Below are 20,218 nucleotides of genomic sequence, written 5' to 3' on the forward strand. Positions count from 1 at the left end.
GACACAGCCGTGTCCGCTCCCTTCGGCGACGCACGCCCGCGCCGCCGATTCGACGACCGGGAGACGAAGACTCGGTGATACTCACTCAACGCCTGCGCCGCGGGCTGCTGGCCGGCGCCTCGGCGCTCGCGCTGGCGCTGCTGCCCGCGGGCCTCGCCCCCACCACGGCAGGCGCCACCACGGCGGACGCCACCACGGCCGCTGCCGCACCGGCCGCTGCCGCACCGGCCGGTGACGGGTCCGGGCCGACGCCGGTGGACCTCAACACCACGCGCGCCTTCGCGGACACCTTCCGGCTGGACCCGTCCCAGGACACCGACCCGATGTACGGGCTGAACGTCGGGATCGACGCCCGGCAGTCGCCCCCGGAGAAGCAGCACGGCATCTCCTACACCCGGGTCTCCGGCCGCTGGGACACCTCGGTCGCGCCCGACCAGTGGTTCGTCCAGACCAGCCACCCGGACCACCCGAACAAGCTGCTGTTCGCCAAGGGCGTCTCCGCGGTCATGCTGGGCGCGCCGGCCGTCGCGGACGGCACCGGCCACTACACCGTCTCGACGGTGATCGACCCGGTCGTCGGCGACACCACCGGCAAGGACTGGGGCTCGATCGTGCTGAGCCGCAGCCACCGCGGCAACGGCTACGTCACCGGCGGCGACGTCGACCTCGGCCTGACCGTCAACTCGCGCGGCGAGCTCGCCCTCTTCCACGGCGGGGGCGGCGAGACGCCCTTCTGGACCGGTTCGGTCGCGCCCACGGCGCAGTACGCCGTCGCGCTCACCGTCTCCACCGGCGCCGACCGCGCCGTCACCCTGACGGTGAACGGCACCCCGTTCACCGTCTCCGCGCCGGCCGGGGTGACCCGCTGGCCGGGCAGCGAGTTCCTCTACCTCGGCGCCTACCTCTCCGACCCGAACCGCGTCACCACCTTCGGCGACGGCGCCGGCCACGGCCTGAACGTCAGCCGGATCGACACCAGCGCCACCCGCAGCGCCAAGCCGCTCGTCGACACCTTCGACGGCGCGCCCAACGCCACCGCCGACTTCGGGCTCAACCAGGACCTCGGCGCCCGCCAGCCGAGCCTGATCTCCGCCGACTACACCGCGGTCTCCGGCGTCAAGGGCCTGGCGCTCGACCCGCCGGCGGGCTCGGTGCAGGTCAACAGCCCGGCCCAGCCGAACGTGCTGTCGTTCCCCAAGGGCACCTCGGCGGTGCGCCTGAACAAGCCGGCCACCTCGGACGTCCAGAGCGGCGCCTACACGGTGCACGCCGTCCTGACCCCGGTCGTCGGCGCCACCACCGGCCAGGACTGGGCCTCCCTCGCCGTCAGTAACGCCTCGGGCGGCACGGGCGCCGTGGACGCCGAGGACGTCGCGCTCGGCCTGCGCGTCCAGGCCGACGGCGGGCTGACGCTCTTCCAGGGCGGCACGCCGACCGCCCTGACCGCCGTACCCGCTGCGGGCTCCTACGAGGTGTCGGTCGCGCTGGCGACCGGCGACAAGCAGCAGGCGACCGTGCGGGTCAACGGCGCGACGGTCTTCTCCGGCCGCACCGACGCCCGGCTGCCCCGCGACGGCTACGTCTCGCTCGGCGCCCACCACTCGGCGGCCGGCCGGGTCACCACGGTGGACGACCTGCGGGTCTCCACGCTGGGCGGGCTCGGCTACTACGGGTTCTTCGACATCCGGGACCCGAACGAGCCGAACTACGGCGCCAACCACGCGCCGGAGGTGGCGCAGTGGACCAACTTCAACAACTACCTGCGCGACCAGGACCCCCGCCTGGAGTTCCTGGACCAGTGCCTGCCGGCCTCCTGCGTGATCGACCTCAACCAGGAGACGGTGATCCCGCGCTCGCCGGGTGACTGGCAGGTCACCCCGAACCCGAACGCCGCGCAGAACCTGCTCGATCTGGTGCGGCGCATCGGACCGAACATCGACAAGATCGGCGCCGTCGACATGACGGACGAGGCCTACTCCCACGGCCTGAACGGCGACCAGGTCAAGGCGCAGGCCCAGCAGATCAGGGCCGCGTTCCCGGACAAGACGCTGATCATGAGCCTCGACCGCTGGAACGCCGAGCAGACCGCGCCGATCCCGCCCGAGGTCGACATCGTCGGCTTCGACTACTACTGCGTGGGCCGCGGCGAGATCCAGTGGCGGCTGGCGAACCTGAAGACCTTCCTCTCCTCGCCCGACCAGCACCTGATGCTCTTCCCGGAGTCCACCAACGAGCAGGGCGTCGCCGACGGCTGCTACTCCGGTAAGACCGACGCGGACGTCGCGGCGTACAACGACGAGTACCGCGCGATCGCCGCGCAGGACCCCCGGGTCGTCTACCTGCAGAACTTCCGCTGGCTCGGCCCGGACCAGCCGACCAAGGTGCCGCTGACCGTCGCGGCCCAGCAGCGGATCGGCAGCGCCGTGGTCAACGCCACGCCCACACCGGCACCCGCTTCGGTGGGCGTGTACCGGCCGTCGGACGCCGGCTTCGCCGAGGCCGCCCACAACGGCTGGTACACCGGCCGGACCGGGTTCGGCGGCGGCGGCGACGCCGTCCCGCTGACCGGCCACTGGAACGGTCCCGGCACCGACACCATCGGCGTCTACCACCCCGACACCTCGACCTTCCAGCTGTCGAACGACAACGCCACCGTGGCCGCCACCTTCCCGTTCGGCGTCCCCGGCGACATCCCGCTGGTCGGCGACTGGAGCGGACAGGGACGGACGACGGTCGGCGTCTACCGGCCCAGCGACCAGTACTTCTACCTGTCCGACGACAACTCCACCATCACGTACCGGATCAAGCTGGGCAACGAGGGCTGGAAGCCGCTGGTCGGCGACTGGGACGGCAACGGCACCACCACCGTCGCCGTCTACGACCCGCAGACCCAGACCTTCTACCTGAACGACTCCAACCGGACGGAGCACCCGCGCCCGGGCGTCAGGTTCGGCAACCCCGGCGACCGCCCGATCAAGGGCGACTGGGACGGCACCGGCAAGGAGACCATCGGCGTCTACCGGCCCGGCGACCAGAGCTTCTACGGGGCCGCCGAGAACTCCGACCTGGTGATCTACAGCAAGAAGTTCGGCAACCCGGGCGACGTCCCGCTGGTGGGCAACTGGGGCTGACGCCTCCGCCCCGCCCGACCCGCCGCCCCGCGCCGCCCCATCCGGCGAAGCTGACACGCACCCGGCCCCCGCCCCGACGCCCCGAACGGCGGGGGTGCGCCTCCTCCTGTCTGAGGCCCGGCGGTCCCGTCCGGTCACCTGACCAGGCGGGACCAGTCGGCCGGTTGGGCGGGGTCGAGTTGGCGGAGCTGGTCGAGGACCTTCGGGTCCTGGGCGTCGAGCCAGTCGGCGACCTGGCGGAAGGAGACGCAGCGGACGCCCTCGCGCTTGCAGACGTTCTTCATCACGTCCTCGATGGCCTGCATGTAGATGCCGCCGTTCCAGGACTCGAAGTGGTTGCCGATGAAGAGCGGGGCGCGGCTGCCGTTGTAGACGCGTTCGAAGCCGGCCAGGTAGCTCTCGCGGGTCTCCTTCTCCCAGGTGTCGTACTTCTTGGGATCGCCGGTGGTGGTGTTCCCGGACTGGTTGGCCAGGAAGTTGAAGTCCATCGAGAGGCTCTGGGTCGACCTGCCGGGGTAGGGGAGCATCTGGAGCGGGAAGTTCCAGATGCCCTCCTTCTTCACCGGCCAGACCTGGAACTCGCCCGGGGAGCTGGCGTCGTAGCGGAAGCCCGCCGCCTTCTCGGCCGGCAGCAGGTTCTTCTGGCCCTCCAGGCAGGGGGCGCGGCCGCCGACCAGTTCCTTGGTGTAGTCGAAGGGGAGGGGCGGGACGTCCTTGAAGCCGGTGTTGGTCTTCCAGTTGGTGACGAAGGAGACGGCCTGGTCGAGCTCGCTCTTCCACTCCTCGGTGCTCCACTCGCCGCCGCCCTTGGCGTTGCAGAAGTGCCCGTTGAAGTGGGTGCCGACCTCGTTGCCGTCCTGCCAGGCGAGGCGCAGCTGTTCCAGGGTGTCCTTGATGTGGGGGTCGGTGGCGTAGTCGATGGAGGCGTCGCCGGGCTTGTGCTGCGGTGGCTTGTAGAGCGTGCTCCTGGACTTGGGGAGGGTGTAGAGGCCGCTCAGGAAGAAGGTCATCTGGGCGTTGTTCTCGACGCCGAGTTTGCGGAAGCGGGAGAACATGCGATCGTCGCCCTCCAGCGCGCCGTCCCAGGAGAAGACGACGAACTGCGGCGGCTTCTCGCCGGGCTTGAGCTTCTCGGGCGTGGGCTGCTTGGGCTGCGGGCCGGTGTAGGAGGTGGAGCCGTCGCCGAGCACCTTGACCTGGCCGTCCCAGGTGGGGGTGGGCGTGGGGGCGGGGGGTGGCGGGGCGGGGGTGTCGGTCGTGGCACTCGGGGCCGGGGTGGACGGGGTGGTGCCGGTGGCGGCCGTGGGTCTGCTCTGCGTGCCGGAGCATCCCGTCGCCAGGGCGGAGGTCCCGAGGACCCCCATCGCCAGCAGGATGGCCGAGCCGCGAGCAGTCCTCACCGGACCCCATTTCTCTGATCTTCGATCAGGCGGTGTTCAGAAGACGATCGATGGAAGTGATCATCAGAACACTTTTGATCGACCTCTGTCGAGGCGGGGCCGGTGCGACCGCGGTGGGGGCGGGGTCGGCAAGCAACTCCCTTGTGTCGCACGGCGGATGGCGTGATGAGCAGGCCTCGCCGGCGGCCCCCGCATCGATCGAACCCCCGAGCCGTGCGGCGCGGGGGTTCGCGGCATTGACAGGGGGCCTCCTGCGGTTGAATGCTAAGCAAGCGCTTAGTCAATGATCCGCTTCCCCGAGGAGCCGCCCGATGGCCGAGACCCCCGTCGACCCGCCAGGCCTGGACCTGGCCCGCCTCCGGGCCCACCTGGACCGCGAGCTGCCCGGCATCCTCCAGGGCCAGGGCCAGGGCCAGGGAGAGGGCCGGGGGCGGGGGCCGTTGCGGGCCGACCTCATCGAAGGCGGCCGCTCGAACCTCACGTACGTGCTGAGCGACGGCGCCTCCCGCGCGGTCCTCCGGCGACCGCCGCTCGGGCACGTCCTCGCCACCGCGCACGACATGGGCCGCGAGTACCGGGTGATGACCGCGCTGCGCGACACCGGGGTCCCCGTCCCCCGCACCCTGCTGCTCGACCCGGACACCGACACCCTCGGCGCCCCCTGGTACCTGATGGAGTACGTCCCCGGCACCGCCCACCGGGACGCCGCCCCGCTGGCCGCCCTCGGCGAACAGCGGGTGCACGCGCTCGGGCGCAGGCTGGTCGACACCCTCGCCACCCTGCACGGGATCGACCCGGCCGCCGTCGGCCTCGCCGACTTCGGCCGCCCGGAGGGCTACCTGGAGCGCCAGCTGCGCCGCTGGTCGAAGCAGCTGGAAGCCTCCCGCAGCCGCGACCTGCCGGACCTCGACCGCCTGCGCGCCGGGCTCGCCGAGCGGCTGCCGGTCTCGCCCGCGCCCGCGCTGGTGCACGGCGACTACCGGCTCGACAACGTCCTGGTCGACGCGGACGACACCATCGCCGCCGTCCTGGACTGGGAGATGTCCACCCTCGGCGACCCGCTCACCGATGTCGGCCTGCTGGTGATGTACACCGAACTCGCCGGCGTCGGCGGCGGCATCATCCCCTCCGCCATGACCGCCCCCGGCTTCCCGAAGCCCGACGAGATCGTCTCCTCCTACGCCGACGCGACCGGGCGCCGGGCGGAGGACCTCGACTGGTACGTCGCCTTCGCCTCGTTCAAGCTCGCCGCCGTCGCCGAGGGCATCCACTTCCGCTTCCGGCAGGGCCGCACCCTGGGCGCCGGCTTCGAGCGCGCCGGCGAGATGGCCCCGATCCTCGCCCGGCACGGCCTGAGCACCCTCAAGGCCTGAGCACCCTCAAGGAGAGCCGAGAACCCGATGGACTTCGCCTACGACGCCCGGACGAACGAGCTCCGCGAGCAGCTGCTCGCGTTCATGGACGAGCACGTGTACCCCGCCGAGCCCGTCCTCGCCGCCCAGCTCGCGGCCCGACCCGCCGACCCGGCCCGCGACCGGTGGGCCGTCCCCCCGGTCGTCGCCGACCTCCAGACCGAGGCCCGCAAGCAGGGGCTCTGGAATCTCTTCTTTGTGGACAAGCACAGCCTCCCCGGCGAGCCCGGTGCCGGCCTGACCAACCTCCAGTACGCCCCGCTCGCCGAAATCACCGGCCGCAGCATCCAGTTGGCCCCACCCGCGCTCAACTGCGCGGCGCCCGACACCGGCAACATGGAGCTGCTCGCCCAGTTCGGCAGCGCCGAGCAGCGCGAGCGCTGGCTGCGCCCGCTGCTGGACGGCGCGATCCGTTCGGCCTTCGCGATGACCGAGCCCGAGGTGGCCTCCTCGGACGCCACCAACATCGCCACCCGGATCGAGCGGGACGGCGAGGAGTACGTCGTCAACGGCCGCAAGTGGTACATCACCGGGGCGATGAACCCCGACTGCCGGATCCTCATCGTGATGGGCAGGACCGACCCGGCCGCCGAACCCCACCGGCAGCAGAGCATGGTGCTCGTCCCGCGCGACACCCCGGGCGTGACCGTGCGGCGCGGCATGACGGTCTTCGGGTACGACGACGCCGATCACGGCGGCCACGCCGAGGTGCTGTTCGAGGACGTCCGCGTCCCGGTGGAGAACCTGATCGGCGAGGAGGGCACGGGCTTCGCCATCGCCCAGGCCCGGCTCGGCCCCGGCCGCATCCACCACTGCATGCGCGCCATCGGCATCGCCGAGCGGGCGCTGGAACTGATGTGCCGCCGGGCCGACGAGCGGGTGGCGTTCGGGAAACCGCTGGCCGAGCAGGGCGTGGTGCAGGACTGGATCGCCGAGTCCCGGGTGCGGATCGAGCAGTTGCGGCTGCTGGTGCTGAAGACCGCCTGGCTGATGGACACCGTCGGCAACCGCGGTGCGCACACCGAGATCCAGGCGATCAAGATCGCCACCCCGCGCACCGTCGAGTGGATCCTCGACAAGGCCGTCCAGGCCCACGGCGCCGCCGGCGTCAGCCAGGACACCCCGCTCGCCCAGCTGTGGGCCGGCAACCGCACCCTGCGGCTGGCGGACGGCCCCGACGAGGTGCACAAGCGCTCGCTGGCCCGGAGGGAACTGCGCAAGTACCGGCGCTGACCCGTAGGGGTGTCATACCCGGGTATTCAGGGACGTGTTGGCCCTCTGGTATGACGGCCGCGGCCCGTCCCCGACCGTAGTGTCCTGCGTGTTCGATCGATCGGAGCACGGAGGACATCATGGGCATTCCGGGACGGGCCGTGGCGGCGGTGGTGCTGGCGGCGGCAACGGCGGTGGGCACGATCGGTACGGCCGTGGGGGCGGTCGCGCCGGGGGACGCGGGCCCCGGGCGGCAGGCCCGGGCCTGGCTGCCCGAGCCCAGCGGGCCGTACCCGATCGGGACCACCGCGCTGCACCTCACCGACACCGGACGGGAGGACCCCTGGCACCCCGGGCAGCGGCGCGAGCTGATGATCAGCCTCTGGTACCCGACCTCCCACCCGGCCTCCGGCGACGAGCGGGCCCCGTACATGGAGCCCGCCGCCGGCCGGCACTTCGACGGCCCGGACGGTGTCGGCCTGCTCAACTACGGCACCGAGCCCGGCCGCACCGACTGGTCGGCCATCCGCACCCACGCGCGCAAGGACGCCCCGGCGCTGCCCGGCGGCCCGCGCCCGGTCGTGCTGTACTCGCCCGGCCTCGGCGACCCGCGCACCTGGGGGACGGCGCTGGTCGAGGACCTCGCCTCGCGCGGCTACGTGGTGGTCACCGTCGACCACACCTACGAGGCCTCCGAAGTCGCCTTCCCCGGCGGCGACCTGGCCACCTCGGTGCTCCCCGGCATGCTCGGTCGGCCCGGCCTGGACATCGGCGCGGTGCTGCGCAAAGCGATGGACACCCGGGTCGCCGACACCCGCTTCGTCCTGGACCGGCTCGCCGGCCTGGGCACGCGGTCGGGCCTGCCCGCCGGGGTGGCCGGGGCCCTCGACCTCGGCCGGATCGGCATGGTCGGCCAGTCGGCGGGCGGCTTCACCGCGCTCCAGGCCATGCACGACGACCCGCGGATCGCGGCCGGGATCAACATGGACGGGCAGATGCACTTCCCCGGCCCCGACGGCCACACCGGCGTCCTCCTGCCCAGCGTCGCCGAGGACGGCCTGAACCGGCCGTTCCTGCTGATGGGCACCGGCGGCGAGGACTCCGGCGGCTACCGCGACCAGCCCGGCTGGAACGCCCTGTGGCAGCACAGCACCGGCTGGCACGCCGACGTCACCCTCACCGGCTCCCGCCACGGCTCGTACACCGACGCCCAGCCGCTGCTGCCGCAGCTCGCCCGCCAGGGCGTGCTCAGCGCCGAGCGGCTGCGCAAGGACGTCGGCGACATCCGCCCCGGCCGCGCCGAACTCGCCACCCGCTCCTACGTGGCGTCCTTCTTCGACCGCTGGCTGCGCGGCCAGGACGACCACCTGCTGGACGGGCCCTCGGCGCGCTTCCCCGAGGTGGCGTACGAGCGGTAGCGGGCCGGGGCGGCGGGCGGATTCCCGCGCCGCCCCCTTCCGGAGGGGCCGAGGGGGAGGTTCCGCACGGCGCCGAATTGCCGTCAGGGGGCCTCGCCGCACGGCCGCTCGCGGATTTCGAAACGGTATTTCCTGTCCTATTCAGTGAATGACTACGCGCGTTGATCCCCTTTCATCAACGTTGCTTGACCTGCTTGGACGCGCTTCTTAATCGATCCTTACCCCGCGCCGTTGACCGGTGTTCATCAGCTCTGCTTTCCTTCTTGCCACGCAGGCGGCAAATGCCGACGGACCGTCAATTCCGGGTGTGCGAATGAATTCGACCGGAACCCGGCCCGACGGAATCCGCCGCCGGCCCTTCCCCCACAAAGGGATCGTTCCCGGCTCCCGAGGCCGCGGACGATCGGCAGAAGAGAGGCACCCTCACCCATGGGTCACTCCCCCAGGACAGGACGCGCGAGGTACGCGGCGCTCACCGGAATAGCGTCGCTCGCGCTCGCCGCCGCCGGCTTGGCCGGCGCGGCCGGTCCGGCCTCCGCGCAGGACATCTCCGGCTCGCAGGGCAGCACCACCAACGAGTTCAACCCCTGGAGCCCGCAGAACGGCCACCCCTACCGGCACGGCGCGGTCCCCGGCATGTCCCAGCACGAGAACTACAAGAAGTGGCTCGCCGCCCACGACCAGGCCGCGGCGACCGGTCAGCAGACGCTGTCGTACGGCGGCGGCGTCGACGGGATCGGCGTGCAGAGCGGGCACTCCAAGGTCTACCTGGTCTTCTACGGCAACCAGTGGGGCACCCAGACCACCGACGCCGGCGGCAACGCGAAGTTCTCCAACGACTCGGCCGGTGCCGCCGGTGCCACCCAGCAGATGTTCAAGGGCATCGGCACCAACGGCGAGACCTGGTCGGCCGACCTGACCCAGTGGTGCGACGGCCCCACCGTCGCCACCGGTGCCGTGAGCTGCCCGTCCGGCGCCAACTTCATCCCGTACCAGAGCGGCGGCGTCCTGTCCGGCGTCTGGTACGACAACGCGGCCGCCTCGCCGAGCCAGGCCAGCGGCAACCAGCTCGCCCAGGAGGCCGTCAAGGCCGCCGGACACTTCGGCAACACCACCGCCGCCGCCAACCGGGACGCGTACTACATCGTCCTGTCGCCGCACGGCACCAACCCGGACGACTACCAGAACCCGACCACCGGGTACTGCGCCTGGCACGACTGGAACGGTGACACCACCCTCACCGGCGGTGCGGCGAGCTCGCCCTACGGCGACATCGCCTTCTCCAACCAGCCGTACAACATCGACGCGGGCTCCAACTGCGGCGTCGGCTTCGTCAACTCGCCCGGCACGCTGGACGGCTGGACGATGACCCTCGGCCACGAGTGGCACGAGATGATGTCCGACCAGAACCCGGCCGGAGGCTGGACCAACCACGTCTCCGGCAGCAGCTACAACGGCCAGGAGAACTCCGACGAGTGCGCCTGGATCCAGCCCGGCAGCACCGGCGGCGCCGCCAACATCTCCTTCGGGGCATTCGGCAGCTACGCCGAGCAGGCCAGCTGGTCCAACGACACCAACTCCTGCGCGATCTCGCACGCCATCCTGACCCACGGCAACTCGGTCACCGTCACCAACCCGGGCAACCAGAGCGGCACCGTCGGCACCGCGGTCGGCCTGCAGATCAACGCCACCGACTCGGCCACCGGCCAGACCCTGGGCTACTCGGCCACCGGCCTGCCGGCCGGCCTGTCGATCAACGCCTCGACCGGCCTGATCTCCGGCACCCCGACCGCCGCCGGCACCTCCAGCGTCACGGTCACCGCCACCGACACCACCGGCGCCGCCGGCAGCACCACCTTCACCTGGACCGAGTCCACCGGCGGGGGCGGTGGCAACGCCGTCACCAACGGTGGACTGGAGACCGGCAGCCTGACCGGCTGGACCACCGCCGGCAGCACCTCCGCCACCGCCTCCGCCGCCCACAGCGGCGGCTACGGCGCCATGGTCGGCTCCACCGGCCCGACCGGGGACTCCTCGATCGCCCAGACCTTCACCGCGCCGACCGGCTCCAGCAAGCTGTCCTTCTGGTACAGCAACACCTGTGACGACACCGTCACCTACGACTGGGCCACCGCCACCCTGAAGGACAACACCACCGGCACGACGACCACGGTCCTGGCCAAGACCTGCACCACCACCGGCACCTGGACCAACAAGGCGGCGACCGTCACCCCGGGCCACTCCTACACCCTCACCCTGAGCAACCACGACGACAACTACCCGGGTGACCCGACCTACACCTACTACGACGACGTGACCGTCTCCTGACGACCGCCGCGCCGAACGCACCGGGGTGGGCCCAGCGCCCGCCCCGGTGCCGTTTCCGGTCCGAGCGCCGTCCGGCGGGATCCGAACCGGCCGCCGGGGCGTCGAACCGGTACCCCCGGAACAACAGCAGGAGGAACCGCCGTGAACCCGAGAAGATCCGCCGCCCCGGTACTCGCCGCCGCCCTGCTCGCCCTGGCCGGCTGCGCCTCCACCGGAACGGGCCCGTCGACGCCCACCGCCGCGTCGACCGCGTCGACCGCGCCGAGCCCGGCGACGGTCACGGTGGACGAGCACGCCGACCGCACCACCCTGAAGGCCGCCGTCGGCACGACCGTCACGCTCGCCCTCCACAGCACCTACTGGTCGGCCGCGACCAGTTCCGCCCCCGACGTCCTCGCGCCGGAAGGCTCCCCGACCACCGCCCCGTCCCCGTCCTGCCGCCCCGGCGGCGGCTGCGGCACCGTCACCGCCTCCTTCACCGCCCGCGCCCCCGGCACCGCCCGCCTCACCGCGACCCGCACCAGCTGCGGCGAGGCCCTCAACTGCCCGCCCGAGCAGCGCGGCTACGACGTCACCGTCGAGGTCACCGGGTGAGACCCGACCCCTAGCGGATCTCCGAGCCGGGGTTGGCCTCGTCCCACTGCCGCCGGGAGTCGACGATCGCGTCGTGGTGGCCGTACGACCAGTCCGCCATCGCCCGCACCAGGTGGGTCAGGCTGTGCCCGAGCGGCGTCAGCTCGTACTCCACCTGCGGCGGGACGGTCGGGTGGACGGTCCGCGAGACCAGGCCGTCGCGCTCCAGGCGGCGCACGGTCAGGGTGAGCATCCGCTGCGAGATGCCCGGCAGGGCGCGCTGCAGTTCGCGGAACCGCCGTACGCCCTGGGCGAGTTCGACGACGGTGAGGACCGACCACTTGTCGCCCAGGCGGTCCAGCAGGTCGCGGATCCCGCAGTCCACGCCGTCCTCGCACCAGACCACCGGGCGGGACGTGGTTACCGCGGTGTGCCCTGCTGACATGAATGTGCCTCCTTACGCCGGACGCCCAGGCTATCGAGGATGGTCGTGCAGCCGACGACCGATCACCCCTGGAGGAACCCATGCTGCTCGTCACCGGAGTCAACGGAGGCCTGGGCGCGCTCGTCCTGGCGCGGCTCGCCGGCCGGGAGGGCGTCGTCGCCGGCTCGCGCACGCCCGGGGAGGTGCCGCACGGCGTCCCGGCCCGGCTGGTGGACTTCGACCGGCCGGACACCCTGGCGGAGGCCTTCGCCGGGGTGCGGACCCTGCTGCTGATCTCGGCCGGCGCCGCCGAGGATGACGTGGTGATCGCCCGGCACGGCGCCGCGATCGAGGCGGCGGAGCGGGCGGGCGTCGAGCACCTCGTCTACACCAGCCTCTCCGGCGACGGCGACCACCTGCCCTACGCCCTCGCCCACCGCTGGACGGAGCGGCGGCTGCGCGCGTCCGCCACGCTGCGCTGGACGGTGCTGCGCAACGGCCTGTACGCCGAGTTGCTGGGGGCGATCACCGCGCCCGGCCCGGACGGGGTGATCGGCGCTCCGCTCGGGGACGGGAAGCTCGCGGCGGTGGCCCGGGCGGACCTCGCGGAGGTGGCGGTGAACGTCGCCCTGGCGCCGGCCCGGCACGCGGGCCGCACCTACGAGCTGGTGGGGGAGCGGGCGGTGGGCGGCGCGGAGGTGGCCGAGGCGCTCGGCGCCGAGTACCGCCCGGGACGGCTGACCGAGGCCCGGGCGGCGGTGGCGGCCTCGGACGCGCGGGACTTCCAGGTGCCGATGGTGGTCGGCACCTACTCGGCGATCGCCCACGGCTTCCTCGCGGGCCCGGGCGGACCGGGTGATCTCGCGGCCCTGCTCGGCCGCGAGCCCCGTCCGGCCCTGGAGGTCATCACCGAGGGGCGGTGACCACGGCGCGGGTGACCGCCGGTTGTGCGAGCCCCGACGCACGACACCGGCCCGCGCGCTCCGCGCGGGCCGGTGCCGTCATCCGGGGGGTGCTGTGTCACTCCATGGGCCGGGTGCCCTGGTCCGCGCTGCCGGCCTGCGGGCGGCGTCTGCGGTTGGCGGTGAGGAGCACGGGGACGCCCGCGGCGAGCAGGAGCGCGCCCGCCGCGCCGATGAGGGTCAGGTTTCCGGCACCGGTCTCGGGCAGTTGGCCGTGCGGCGGGTGGGGCTGGCCGGAGGGGTGGTGCGAGGGCGACGGAGAAGGAATGTGCGAGGGGGAGGGCGAGGGGGACGGGGACGGGGCCGACTGGGGCGGCGTGGCCGCGACCCGCGCCGTGGCGGGGCCCGACGTGACCGTGGTGGAGCCGGGCCCGGTGGCGGTGGCCACCGCGGTGTTGTCGATGTGCCCCTGGCGCAGGTCGGCCGCGGTGACGGTGTAGGTGCCCGTGCAGGTCGTCGACCCGCCGGGCGCCAGCGGCCCGGTGGGGCAGCTGATGGTGGGGGCGGTGCCGGAGCCGGAGAACGCGGTGTCGGCGACGGTGATGCCGGTGAGGGTGACGTTGCCGCTGTTGGTGGCCACCAGGGTGTAGGTGACGGTCTGGCCGGCGGCGGTCACCGTGGCCGGGGACGCGGACTTGGCGAGGGTGAGGGCCGGGGACCGGGTCAGCGTCACGGTGGCGGTGGCGGGGGGCGAGGTGACCGGGGGCCCGGAGGGCGGGGTGCCGGTCGCGGTGGCGGTGTTGGTGATCGTCCCGGCGTCGATGTCGGCCTGGGTGACGGTGTAGGTGGCCGTGCAGGTGATCGACGCTCCCGGCTCCAGGGGCGTCGACGGGCAGGTGATCACGGGCGGGGTGCCCTTGCCGGAGAAGGAGGTGTCCGTCACCGACAGGCCCGTCAGGGTGACGTTGCCGGTGTTGGTCACGACGTAGGAGTAGTCGAGGACCTGGCCGGGGGTGAGGGTGGCGACCACGGTGTTGCGCCGGTTGTTGCCGCCGCCGCCGTTGTTGCCCCCGCCGTTGTGGCCCCCGCCCCCGCCGCCGCCGGCGACGGACACGATCTTGTCGAGGGTGAGCGCGGCCGGAGGGCCGGTCACGGTGGCGGTGGCGGGCGGTGAGGTGACCGGGGGCCCGTAGGGCGGGGTGCCGGTCGCGGTGGCGGTGTTGGTGATCGTCCCGGCGGTGACGTCGGCCTGGGTGACGGTGTAGGTGGCCGAGCAGGTGAAACTCGCGCCGACGGGCAGGATGGCCGACGGGCAGGAGATCGCGGGCGGGGTTCCCGTGCCGGAGAACGAGGTGTCGGTGACGTTGATGTCCGTCAGGTCGACGTTCCCGGTGTTGGTCACCGTGAAGTAGTAGATGAGGGGCTCGCCGACGGCGATGGTGGTCATCAGGGTGTTGCGCCGGCTGTTGCCGCCGCTGCCGCCCCCGCCGGAGGTGATGGCGATCTTGTCGAGGGCCAGGCCGGCCTGGTTCTGCGGCGAGGTCACCGTCGCTGTGGCGGGCCCTGACGTGACCGGGGGCCCGGAGGGCGGGGTGCCGGTCGCGGTGGCGGTGTTGGTGATCGACCCGGCGGCCACGTCGGCCTGCGTCACCGTGTACGAGCCGGTGCAGGTCATCGACTCGCCCGGCGGCAGCGTGGTCGCCGGGCAGGAGATCGCGGGCGGGGTGCCCGTGCCGGAGAAGGAGGTGTCCGTCACCGACACCCCCGTCAGCGTGACGTTCCCGGTGTTCATCACGTCGTACGTGTAGGAGATCGTCTGACCGACCGTCAACGTGGTCACGGAGGTCGAGCGTCGGCTGTTGGTGCCGCCGCCGTTGTTCCCACCCCCGTTGTTCCCGCCGCCGCCGTTGTTCCCGCCCCCGCCGTTGCCTCCGGACGGTGCCCCGGCCTTCTGCAGGGAGATCGCCGCGCTCTGGATGGCGGCCAGGGTGGCGGTGGCGCCGGGCGCGGTGACCGTGGATCCGGTGGACGTCCGACCGGTGGCGGTGCCGATGCTCGTGACGCCGCCCGCGTCGATGTCCGCCTGGGTCACGGTGTACGGGGCGGTGCAGGTCGTCGCGGAGCCGGGGGCGAGGTCGGTCCCCTGGCACGAGACCACCAGCGGGCCCGCGGTGCCGCTGAAGGACGTGGTGGTGACCGTGACTCCGGTGAGCGGCTCGTCACCGTTGTTCGTGACCACGAAGGAGAAGGTCGCGTTCTCGCCGACCGTGTTGACGGTCGTCGGGGAGACCGACTGGGAGAGCGACAGCGAGGGCGACTGCGCCGCGGCCTTCCCGGCCAGGGGGAAGCCGGTGACGGACACGGTCGCCACGGCCGCCGCGGTCGTCAACGCCATCAGGGTCCGGCGGAGGACCCGCCGGGCCCTCGGCGCCCCCGAAGGCGGTCCGGACTCCCCCGAGTCGTGCGGCGGCCGGGTTGTGCGGACTCTCATGCGGGTACTCCCAGGTCGACTCGGGCACCGGCGCCCGAACACTGGCGCGGCGGGTGGGACGGCTTTGACGGTGTGAAACGCGAGCCGCGCATCCGTTCGCCGGAGGCACCCGGGCCGACCCGGTCGAACGACTGCGCACCATGTCACCGCACGCCTGCCGCCTCGGCAGCGGACATGCAAGGCCGGTTATCGCCCCGGGCAGTGCCGCGCGGCACCGTGAAACGCCCGAAAGGCACCTGATCGGTTGCCGTACGTCACCTCTCCGGCCGAGGTCCCGCAGGCGGGCCGTGCTCCCGGGGCGCCGGTCTCACCCGGTTCGGACCGCGGGGACCGTCCGGTTCCGGTCCGATCGGGGTGGGGCTCCTGCATCGGTGGTAGATCGGGCCTGCAACCGGGTGACCGCGCGGGCGGGGCTGCCCCGTGACGCCCGGGCCGACCGGCTACCCCTTCCGCCATGACCAACACCAGCAAGTACCTGCTCGCCGGCGGCCTCACGGTCGCGCTGGCCGTCCTCTCCACGGGTCCCGCGGCCGCGGGCCACGACGAGGGGGCCGAACACGGCGAGTCCGGATACACCCTGCCCTCGGGCGCGTGCTTCAACGCGCACGGCGACGCCGACGCCGACGGCATCGCCGCGGCATCGCCGGGTGTGCTGTCCGGCAACCTGATCCAGATCCCCGTCAACCTCGAGGCCAACGTCTGCGGCAACTCCATCGACGTCGTCGGCCTGCTCAACCCGGCGGGCGGCGGCGGGGGCGGCGGCAACAACGGCGGTGGCAACAACGGCGGCGGCAACAACGGCGGCGGGGGCGGCAACAACGGCGGCGGCAGCAGCGGGGGCAACAGCTAGGAGCGCGCGGCGTCGAGCGGGGCGAGGCCACAGCCAACGGGTTGTGGCCTCGCCCCGTGTCGCGGTCCGGGCCGCGCGGCGGGTCAGTCGCCGAGGACGGCGATCCGGCCGGTGCTGTGCCCGGAGGCGACGAGCCGGACGGCGTCCGGGGCGGCGGCCAGCGGCACCCGGGCGCTCACCAGGGGGCGGACGGCGCCCTGCTCGGCGAGCCTGCCGAGCTCGTCGTGGGCGGCGCGGACGGCGCGCGGGTCGTGGGTGTTGTAGAGGCCCCAGTGCAGGCCCAGGATCGAGTAGTTCTTCACCAGGGCGTGGTTGAGCGCCGGGGCGGGGATCTGCCCGGCGGCGAAGCCGACGACCACGATCCGGCCCTCGAAGGCGATGCACCGGGTGGAGCCGGTGTAGGCCTCGCCGCCGACCGGGTCGAAGACCACGTCCGCGCCGCGTCCGCCGGTGGCCTCCTTGACGGCGGCGACGAAGTCCCGCTCCCGGCGGTCCACCACCAGGTCCGCGCCGAGCGCCCGCGCCGCCTCCGCCTTCGACGGCCCGCCGACCACGGCGATCACCCGTGCCCCGGCGGCCCGGCCGAGCTGGACCGCCGCGCTGCCGACGCCGCCGGCGGCCGCGTGCACCAGCAGGGTCTCGCCGGCCCGCAGCCGGGCCCGGCGGTGCAGCGCGAACCAGGCGGTCTGGTAGCCGATGTGCAGGGCGGCGGCCTCGGCGTCGTCCAGCACCTCGGGCGCCGGGAACGCGGCGGCGGCGTCCAGCAGCGCGTACTCGGCGAAGGCGCCGTGCGGCAGCACCGGGTTGCCGATCAGCCGCTCGCCCCGCCGGGCGCCGTCCACCACCTCGCCGCACAGTTCCACGCCGGGCGTGAACGGCAGCGGCGGGCGGACCTGGTACTGCCCGCGCACCATCAGCGCGTCCGGGAAGTTGACGGCCGCCGCCCGTACCCGCACCAGCAGCTGCCCCGGGCCGGGTACCGGCCGCGCGAGGTCCTCGACCAGCCGCATCACCTCGCCGGGCTCACCGAGCTCGTCGACCTGCCAGGCCCTCACAGCAGTTCACTCCTCTCCAGCCCCTGCTGGAGCCGGTTCATCCCGGTGAGCCAGCGGTCCGGCGCGGTGGCCCGGGCGCGGCAGTAGTCGGCGACCTCGGGGTGCGGCAGGAGCAGGAAGCGCTCCGCGCGCATCCCGTCCAGGGCCGCCTCGGCGACGTCCGCCGGGTCGAGCGCGGTCGGGGCCAGCAGCGCCTCGCCGACCGCGCCGGTGGAGGCGAGCAGATCGGTGCGCACGCCCTGCGGGCAGAGCGCGTGCACCCGCAGGCCCCGGTGGCGGTAGGTCGCGGAGAGCCACTCGGCGAAGGCCAGCGCGCCGTGCTTGGTCACCGAGTACGGGGCCGAGCCCAGCATGGTGAGCAGCCCGGCGGCGGAGACGGTGGCCAGGAACCGGCCCTCGCCGCGCTCCAGCCAGCGGGGGAGCAGCAGTTCGGCGGCCCGGACGTGGGCCATGACGTTGACCTCCCAGGCGCTCGTCCAGGCCGCGGCGGGCGCGTCCGCGCCGCCCACCGGGGCGACGCCCGCGTTGGCGCACCACACGTCGATCTCGCCGAGTTCGGCGCGGGCCCGGCCGACCAGGTCGGCGATCCCCTCGGCGGAGGCGGCGTCCCCGGGCAGTGCGGTGCCCGCGCACTCCTTCGCGACGGCGTGGGCGGCCCCGGCGTCCAGGTCGTTGACTGCCACCCGGGCGCCGGCCGCGGCGAAGGCCCGGGCCAGCGCGGCGCCGATGCCCCGGCCGCCGCCGGTCACCACCACGCCCCGGCCGTCGAACGCCCGGCTGTCGGACGTCCCGCTGTCGGATGTCCGGCCGTCGACGTCCCCGGGGGTCACATCCCACCGCCGAGGGTGACCCCGCCGTCCACGACCAGGGTCTGGCCGGTGATCCAGCCGGCGTCCGGGGAGAGCAGGAAGGCGACGGCGCCGGCGATGTCCTCGGGGACGCCGAGGCGGCCGAGCGGGTAGGCCCTGGCGACCTTCTCCTCGCGGCCCTCGTACAGGGCCTCGGCGAATCTGGTCTTGACCACGGCGGGGGCGACGGCGTTGACCCGGATGCCCTGCGGGCCCAGTTCGGCGGCGAGTTCGGTGGTGAGCCGGATCAGCGCGGCCTTGCTGACGCCGTACATGCCGATCCCGAGCGAGGAGCGGATGCCGGCGATGGAGGCGAGGTTGACGACGGAGCCGCCGTGCTCGCCCATCCAGGCGGCGTGCGCGCGGCGGGTCCAGGCCAGCGGGGCGAGCACGTTGACGGCGAGGATCTTGGCGGCGGCGGCCTCGTCGGTGTCCAGGACCGGCCCGTACACCGGGTTGATGCCGGTGTTGTTGACCAGGTGGTCGAGCCGCCCGAAGGCCTCCAGGGTGCGGGTGACGGCCTCCTCCTGGTGCGCCGGGTCGTCGGCCCTGCCCGCGACGGCGATCGCGTTGTCCGGGCCGCCCAGCTCGCGGACGGCCTCGGCGAGCGGTTCCGGGTTGCGGGCGGTGAGGCAGACCTTGGCCCCGCGGTCGACCAGCTCGCGGGCGATGCCGAGGCCGATGCCCCGGCTCGACCCGGTGACGACGGCCACCCGGCCCTTGAAGGAGTGCACCACGGAGCGTCCTGCCTTTCGTGCGAGGATCTCTGCCACCACCTGACTAAGCGCTTGCTCAGCATGCTGTCGGTGCGGGAGCCTGTCAACACTCCGGCGACCGCCCACCCCCGGCCCGAACGGTGGCCGACGGTCGGCCCGGGCGGGCGGTCGGAGGGAAAGCGTGTACGAGTTCTCTGGGAGGATGACGCCATGACCAGCACCCCGCTCGCCGACCTCTGGCCGACCCTGCCCGGCGCCGACGCCCGCCCCGAAGCGGCGTACCGGCTGCTCCAGGCCGCCGTCGAGTCGTTCGCGGAGCGCGGCTTCCACGCCACCACGACCCGGGACATCGCCACCGCGGCGGGGATGAGCCCGGCGGCGCTGTACATCCACTACCAGTCGAAGGCCGCACTGCTGGCCGAGATCAGCCGGGCCGGGCACGCCGCCACGCTGACCCTGGTCCGGAACGCGGCGGCCGGCGAGGGCGGCCCGGCCGAACGGATGCGGCGGCTGGTCGAGCAGTTCACCGCCTGGCACGCCCGGGCCCGGACGGTCGGCCGGGTGGTCAACTACGAGCTGCACGCGCTGCCCGAGGACGCCTACGCGGTGGTCGCGGCGCTGCGCCTGGACATCGAGCGCGAGGTCAGCGCGCTGATCGGGGCCGGCGTGGCGGCGGGGGACTTCCAGGTGGCGGAGGTGCGCACGGCGGCTCGCGCGGTCACCTCGCTGGGCATCGACGTCTCCCGCTGGTACACCGACAACTCGACCGAGACGCCGGAGGAACTCGGGCGCCGCTACGGCGAGTTGGTGCTGCGGATGCTCGGCGCCCGGGTCTGACGGGGGAGGCGGCCCGGTCCGCCCTTGACCTGCTCACGGAGTGCGAGCAGACTCGTATACGAAGTACGTGTGCCTCGTAGGCGTACAGCGCAGGGACGGGATGCGGACGACCCGCGATCCCCTCCCGGCCGCACTCCCACCGCAGCTCCGACACTGCGGATCGAAGCAGATCACCTCCCGCGGCGATCCCGCCCCCGACCGGCGGTGCCGAAGGGAGCAGACCAGACCCCGACCCGGGCCGGCCCGGCCGGGTCGTGCCGCCGCCACGCGCGGCGGCACGGGAACGGCGCGCGCCGCGTCGCGGCGCGGCCCGGGCGGTTGGAGAAGGGGAGGCGCAGTGATGCCCTTCCGGCAAACGAATCCGGTCCGGCCCCGCTTCTGGCTGGAGACGGCCCTCGGCGGACTGTCCGGACTACTGTTCCTGCTCACCCTGGTGTGGCCGCAGTGGATCGAGACGCTCCTCGGCATCGACCCGGACGCCGGCAGCGGTGCGGCGGAGTGGCTCGTGGTCGCACTGGCGGCCGCCGTCACCGCCGCCTGCCTGCTCGGCGCGCGGATCGAGTGGCGTCGGGCGCACCCTTCCTCGGCCCGCGCGGTGCGGTGAGCGGAGAGGAGGACCGT

General features: G+C 73.3%; 16 protein-coding genes. 10 read left to right on the forward strand and 6 right to left on the reverse strand.

Translation table 11 applies throughout. The features are described 5' to 3' along the window. Positions 1 to 74: 74 nt before the first annotated feature. On the forward strand, positions 75 to 3,131 hold the full coding sequence (locus ACGFSC_RS10740; protein ID WP_359909291.1) for a hypothetical protein: 3,057 nt from the start codon (positions 75 to 77) through the stop codon (positions 3,129 to 3,131). Between the two features lie 134 nt (positions 3,132 to 3,265). Here the strand turns inward: ACGFSC_RS10740 and ACGFSC_RS10745 are convergent, their stop codons facing one another. Beyond that, positions 3,266 to 4,495: a hypothetical protein gene (locus ACGFSC_RS10745; protein ID WP_392862992.1), complete on the reverse strand. Its 1,230-nt coding sequence runs from the start codon at positions 4,493 to 4,495 to the stop codon at positions 3,266 to 3,268. 347 nt (positions 4,496 to 4,842) lie between these two features. On the opposite strand from ACGFSC_RS10745, the gene ACGFSC_RS10750 reads away from it, so the two are divergent. The 5 genes from ACGFSC_RS10750 to ACGFSC_RS10770 all read left to right on the forward strand — a co-directional run bounded on the left by ACGFSC_RS10750 (position 4,843) and on the right by ACGFSC_RS10770 (position 11,495). After that, the gene (locus ACGFSC_RS10750) at positions 4,843 to 5,904 is read left to right on the forward strand and encodes a phosphotransferase family protein (RefSeq protein ID WP_359909285.1); all 1,062 of its coding nucleotides are present in this window, start codon (positions 4,843 to 4,845) and stop codon (positions 5,902 to 5,904) included. A 27-nt stretch (positions 5,905 to 5,931) separates the two neighbouring features. Beyond that, entirely contained in the window at positions 5,932 to 7,176 is a 1,245-nt protein-coding gene (locus ACGFSC_RS10755; RefSeq protein WP_359909282.1) for an acyl-CoA dehydrogenase family protein, read from the forward strand. 119 nt (positions 7,177 to 7,295) lie between these two features. Beyond that, complete coding sequence (locus ACGFSC_RS10760) at positions 7,296 to 8,573, forward strand: esterase (RefSeq protein ID WP_359909280.1); 1,278 nt, start codon at positions 7,296 to 7,298, stop codon at positions 8,571 to 8,573. 429 nt (positions 8,574 to 9,002) lie between these two features. Next, positions 9,003 to 10,901 carry a putative Ig domain-containing protein gene (locus ACGFSC_RS10765; RefSeq protein ID WP_359909277.1) on the forward strand — a complete coding sequence of 633 codons (1,899 nt, stop codon included), beginning with the start codon at positions 9,003 to 9,005 and terminating at the stop codon, positions 10,899 to 10,901. 141 nt (positions 10,902 to 11,042) lie between these two features. After that, on the forward strand, positions 11,043 to 11,495 hold the full coding sequence (locus ACGFSC_RS10770; RefSeq protein ID WP_359909274.1) for a hypothetical protein: 453 nt from the start codon (positions 11,043 to 11,045) through the stop codon (positions 11,493 to 11,495). A gap of 10 nt (positions 11,496 to 11,505) precedes the next feature. Here the strand turns inward: ACGFSC_RS10770 and ACGFSC_RS10775 are convergent, their stop codons facing one another. Further along, a complete protein-coding gene (locus ACGFSC_RS10775; RefSeq protein WP_359909271.1) occupies positions 11,506 to 11,919 on the reverse strand; it encodes a helix-turn-helix domain-containing protein in 414 nt (137 codons plus the stop codon). An 80-nt stretch (positions 11,920 to 11,999) separates the two neighbouring features. Here ACGFSC_RS10775 and ACGFSC_RS10780 point away from each other — a divergent pair, with 80 nt between their 5' ends. Then, positions 12,000 to 12,821, forward strand: coding sequence for an NAD(P)H-binding protein (locus ACGFSC_RS10780; RefSeq protein ID WP_359909268.1), 822 nt, complete (start codon positions 12,000 to 12,002; stop codon positions 12,819 to 12,821). Positions 12,822 to 12,918: 97 nt separating this feature from the next. Here ACGFSC_RS10780 and ACGFSC_RS10785 read toward each other — a convergent pair whose 3' ends face one another. Next, positions 12,919 to 15,189 carry a hypothetical protein gene (locus tag ACGFSC_RS10785; protein ID WP_359909265.1) on the reverse strand — a complete coding sequence of 757 codons (2,271 nt, stop codon included), beginning with the start codon at positions 15,187 to 15,189 and terminating at the stop codon, positions 12,919 to 12,921. Between the two features lie 556 nt (positions 15,190 to 15,745). Here ACGFSC_RS10785 and ACGFSC_RS10790 point away from each other — a divergent pair. Next, positions 15,746 to 16,141 carry a chaplin gene (locus ACGFSC_RS10790; protein WP_359909262.1) on the forward strand — a complete coding sequence of 132 codons (396 nt, stop codon included), beginning with the start codon at positions 15,746 to 15,748 and terminating at the stop codon, positions 16,139 to 16,141. Between the two features lie 83 nt (positions 16,142 to 16,224). Here the strand turns inward: ACGFSC_RS10790 and ACGFSC_RS10795 are convergent, their stop codons facing one another. From ACGFSC_RS10795 to ACGFSC_RS10805, 3 genes are read right to left on the reverse strand one after another with little or no spacing between them, the layout of a single operon-like run. Further along, positions 16,225 to 17,196, reverse strand: a complete 972-nt coding sequence (locus ACGFSC_RS10795) for an NADPH:quinone oxidoreductase family protein (protein WP_359909259.1) — start codon at positions 17,194 to 17,196, stop codon at positions 16,225 to 16,227. Continuing rightward, entirely contained in the window at positions 17,193 to 18,026 is an 834-nt protein-coding gene (locus ACGFSC_RS10800) for an SDR family oxidoreductase (RefSeq protein ID WP_380551177.1), read from the reverse strand. Before ACGFSC_RS10800 ends, ACGFSC_RS10795 begins: the two co-directional genes overlap by 4 nt. Then, positions 18,023 to 18,781 (reverse strand): SDR family oxidoreductase, encoded by a 759-nt coding sequence (locus ACGFSC_RS10805; RefSeq protein ID WP_359909257.1) that lies wholly within the window; start codon positions 18,779 to 18,781, stop codon positions 18,023 to 18,025. The genes ACGFSC_RS10800 and ACGFSC_RS10805 overlap by 4 nt, the downstream gene beginning before the upstream one ends. A gap of 189 nt (positions 18,782 to 18,970) precedes the next feature. On the opposite strand from ACGFSC_RS10805, the gene ACGFSC_RS10810 reads away from it, so the two are divergent. Together ACGFSC_RS10810 and ACGFSC_RS10815 are read left to right on the forward strand one after the other, a co-directional pair. Beyond that, positions 18,971 to 19,597 carry a TetR/AcrR family transcriptional regulator gene (locus ACGFSC_RS10810; protein ID WP_359909254.1) on the forward strand — a complete coding sequence of 209 codons (627 nt, stop codon included), beginning with the start codon at positions 18,971 to 18,973 and terminating at the stop codon, positions 19,595 to 19,597. Between the two features lie 340 nt (positions 19,598 to 19,937). Further along, positions 19,938 to 20,201 (forward strand): ABC transporter permease, encoded by a 264-nt coding sequence (locus ACGFSC_RS10815; protein WP_359909251.1) that lies wholly within the window; start codon positions 19,938 to 19,940, stop codon positions 20,199 to 20,201. Positions 20,202 to 20,218: the final 17 nt, after the last annotated feature.

The organism is Kitasatospora sp. NPDC048715, assembly GCF_043198905.1.
Taxonomy (GTDB): Bacteria; Actinomycetota; Actinomycetes; order Streptomycetales; family Streptomycetaceae; genus Kitasatospora; species Kitasatospora lactacystinica.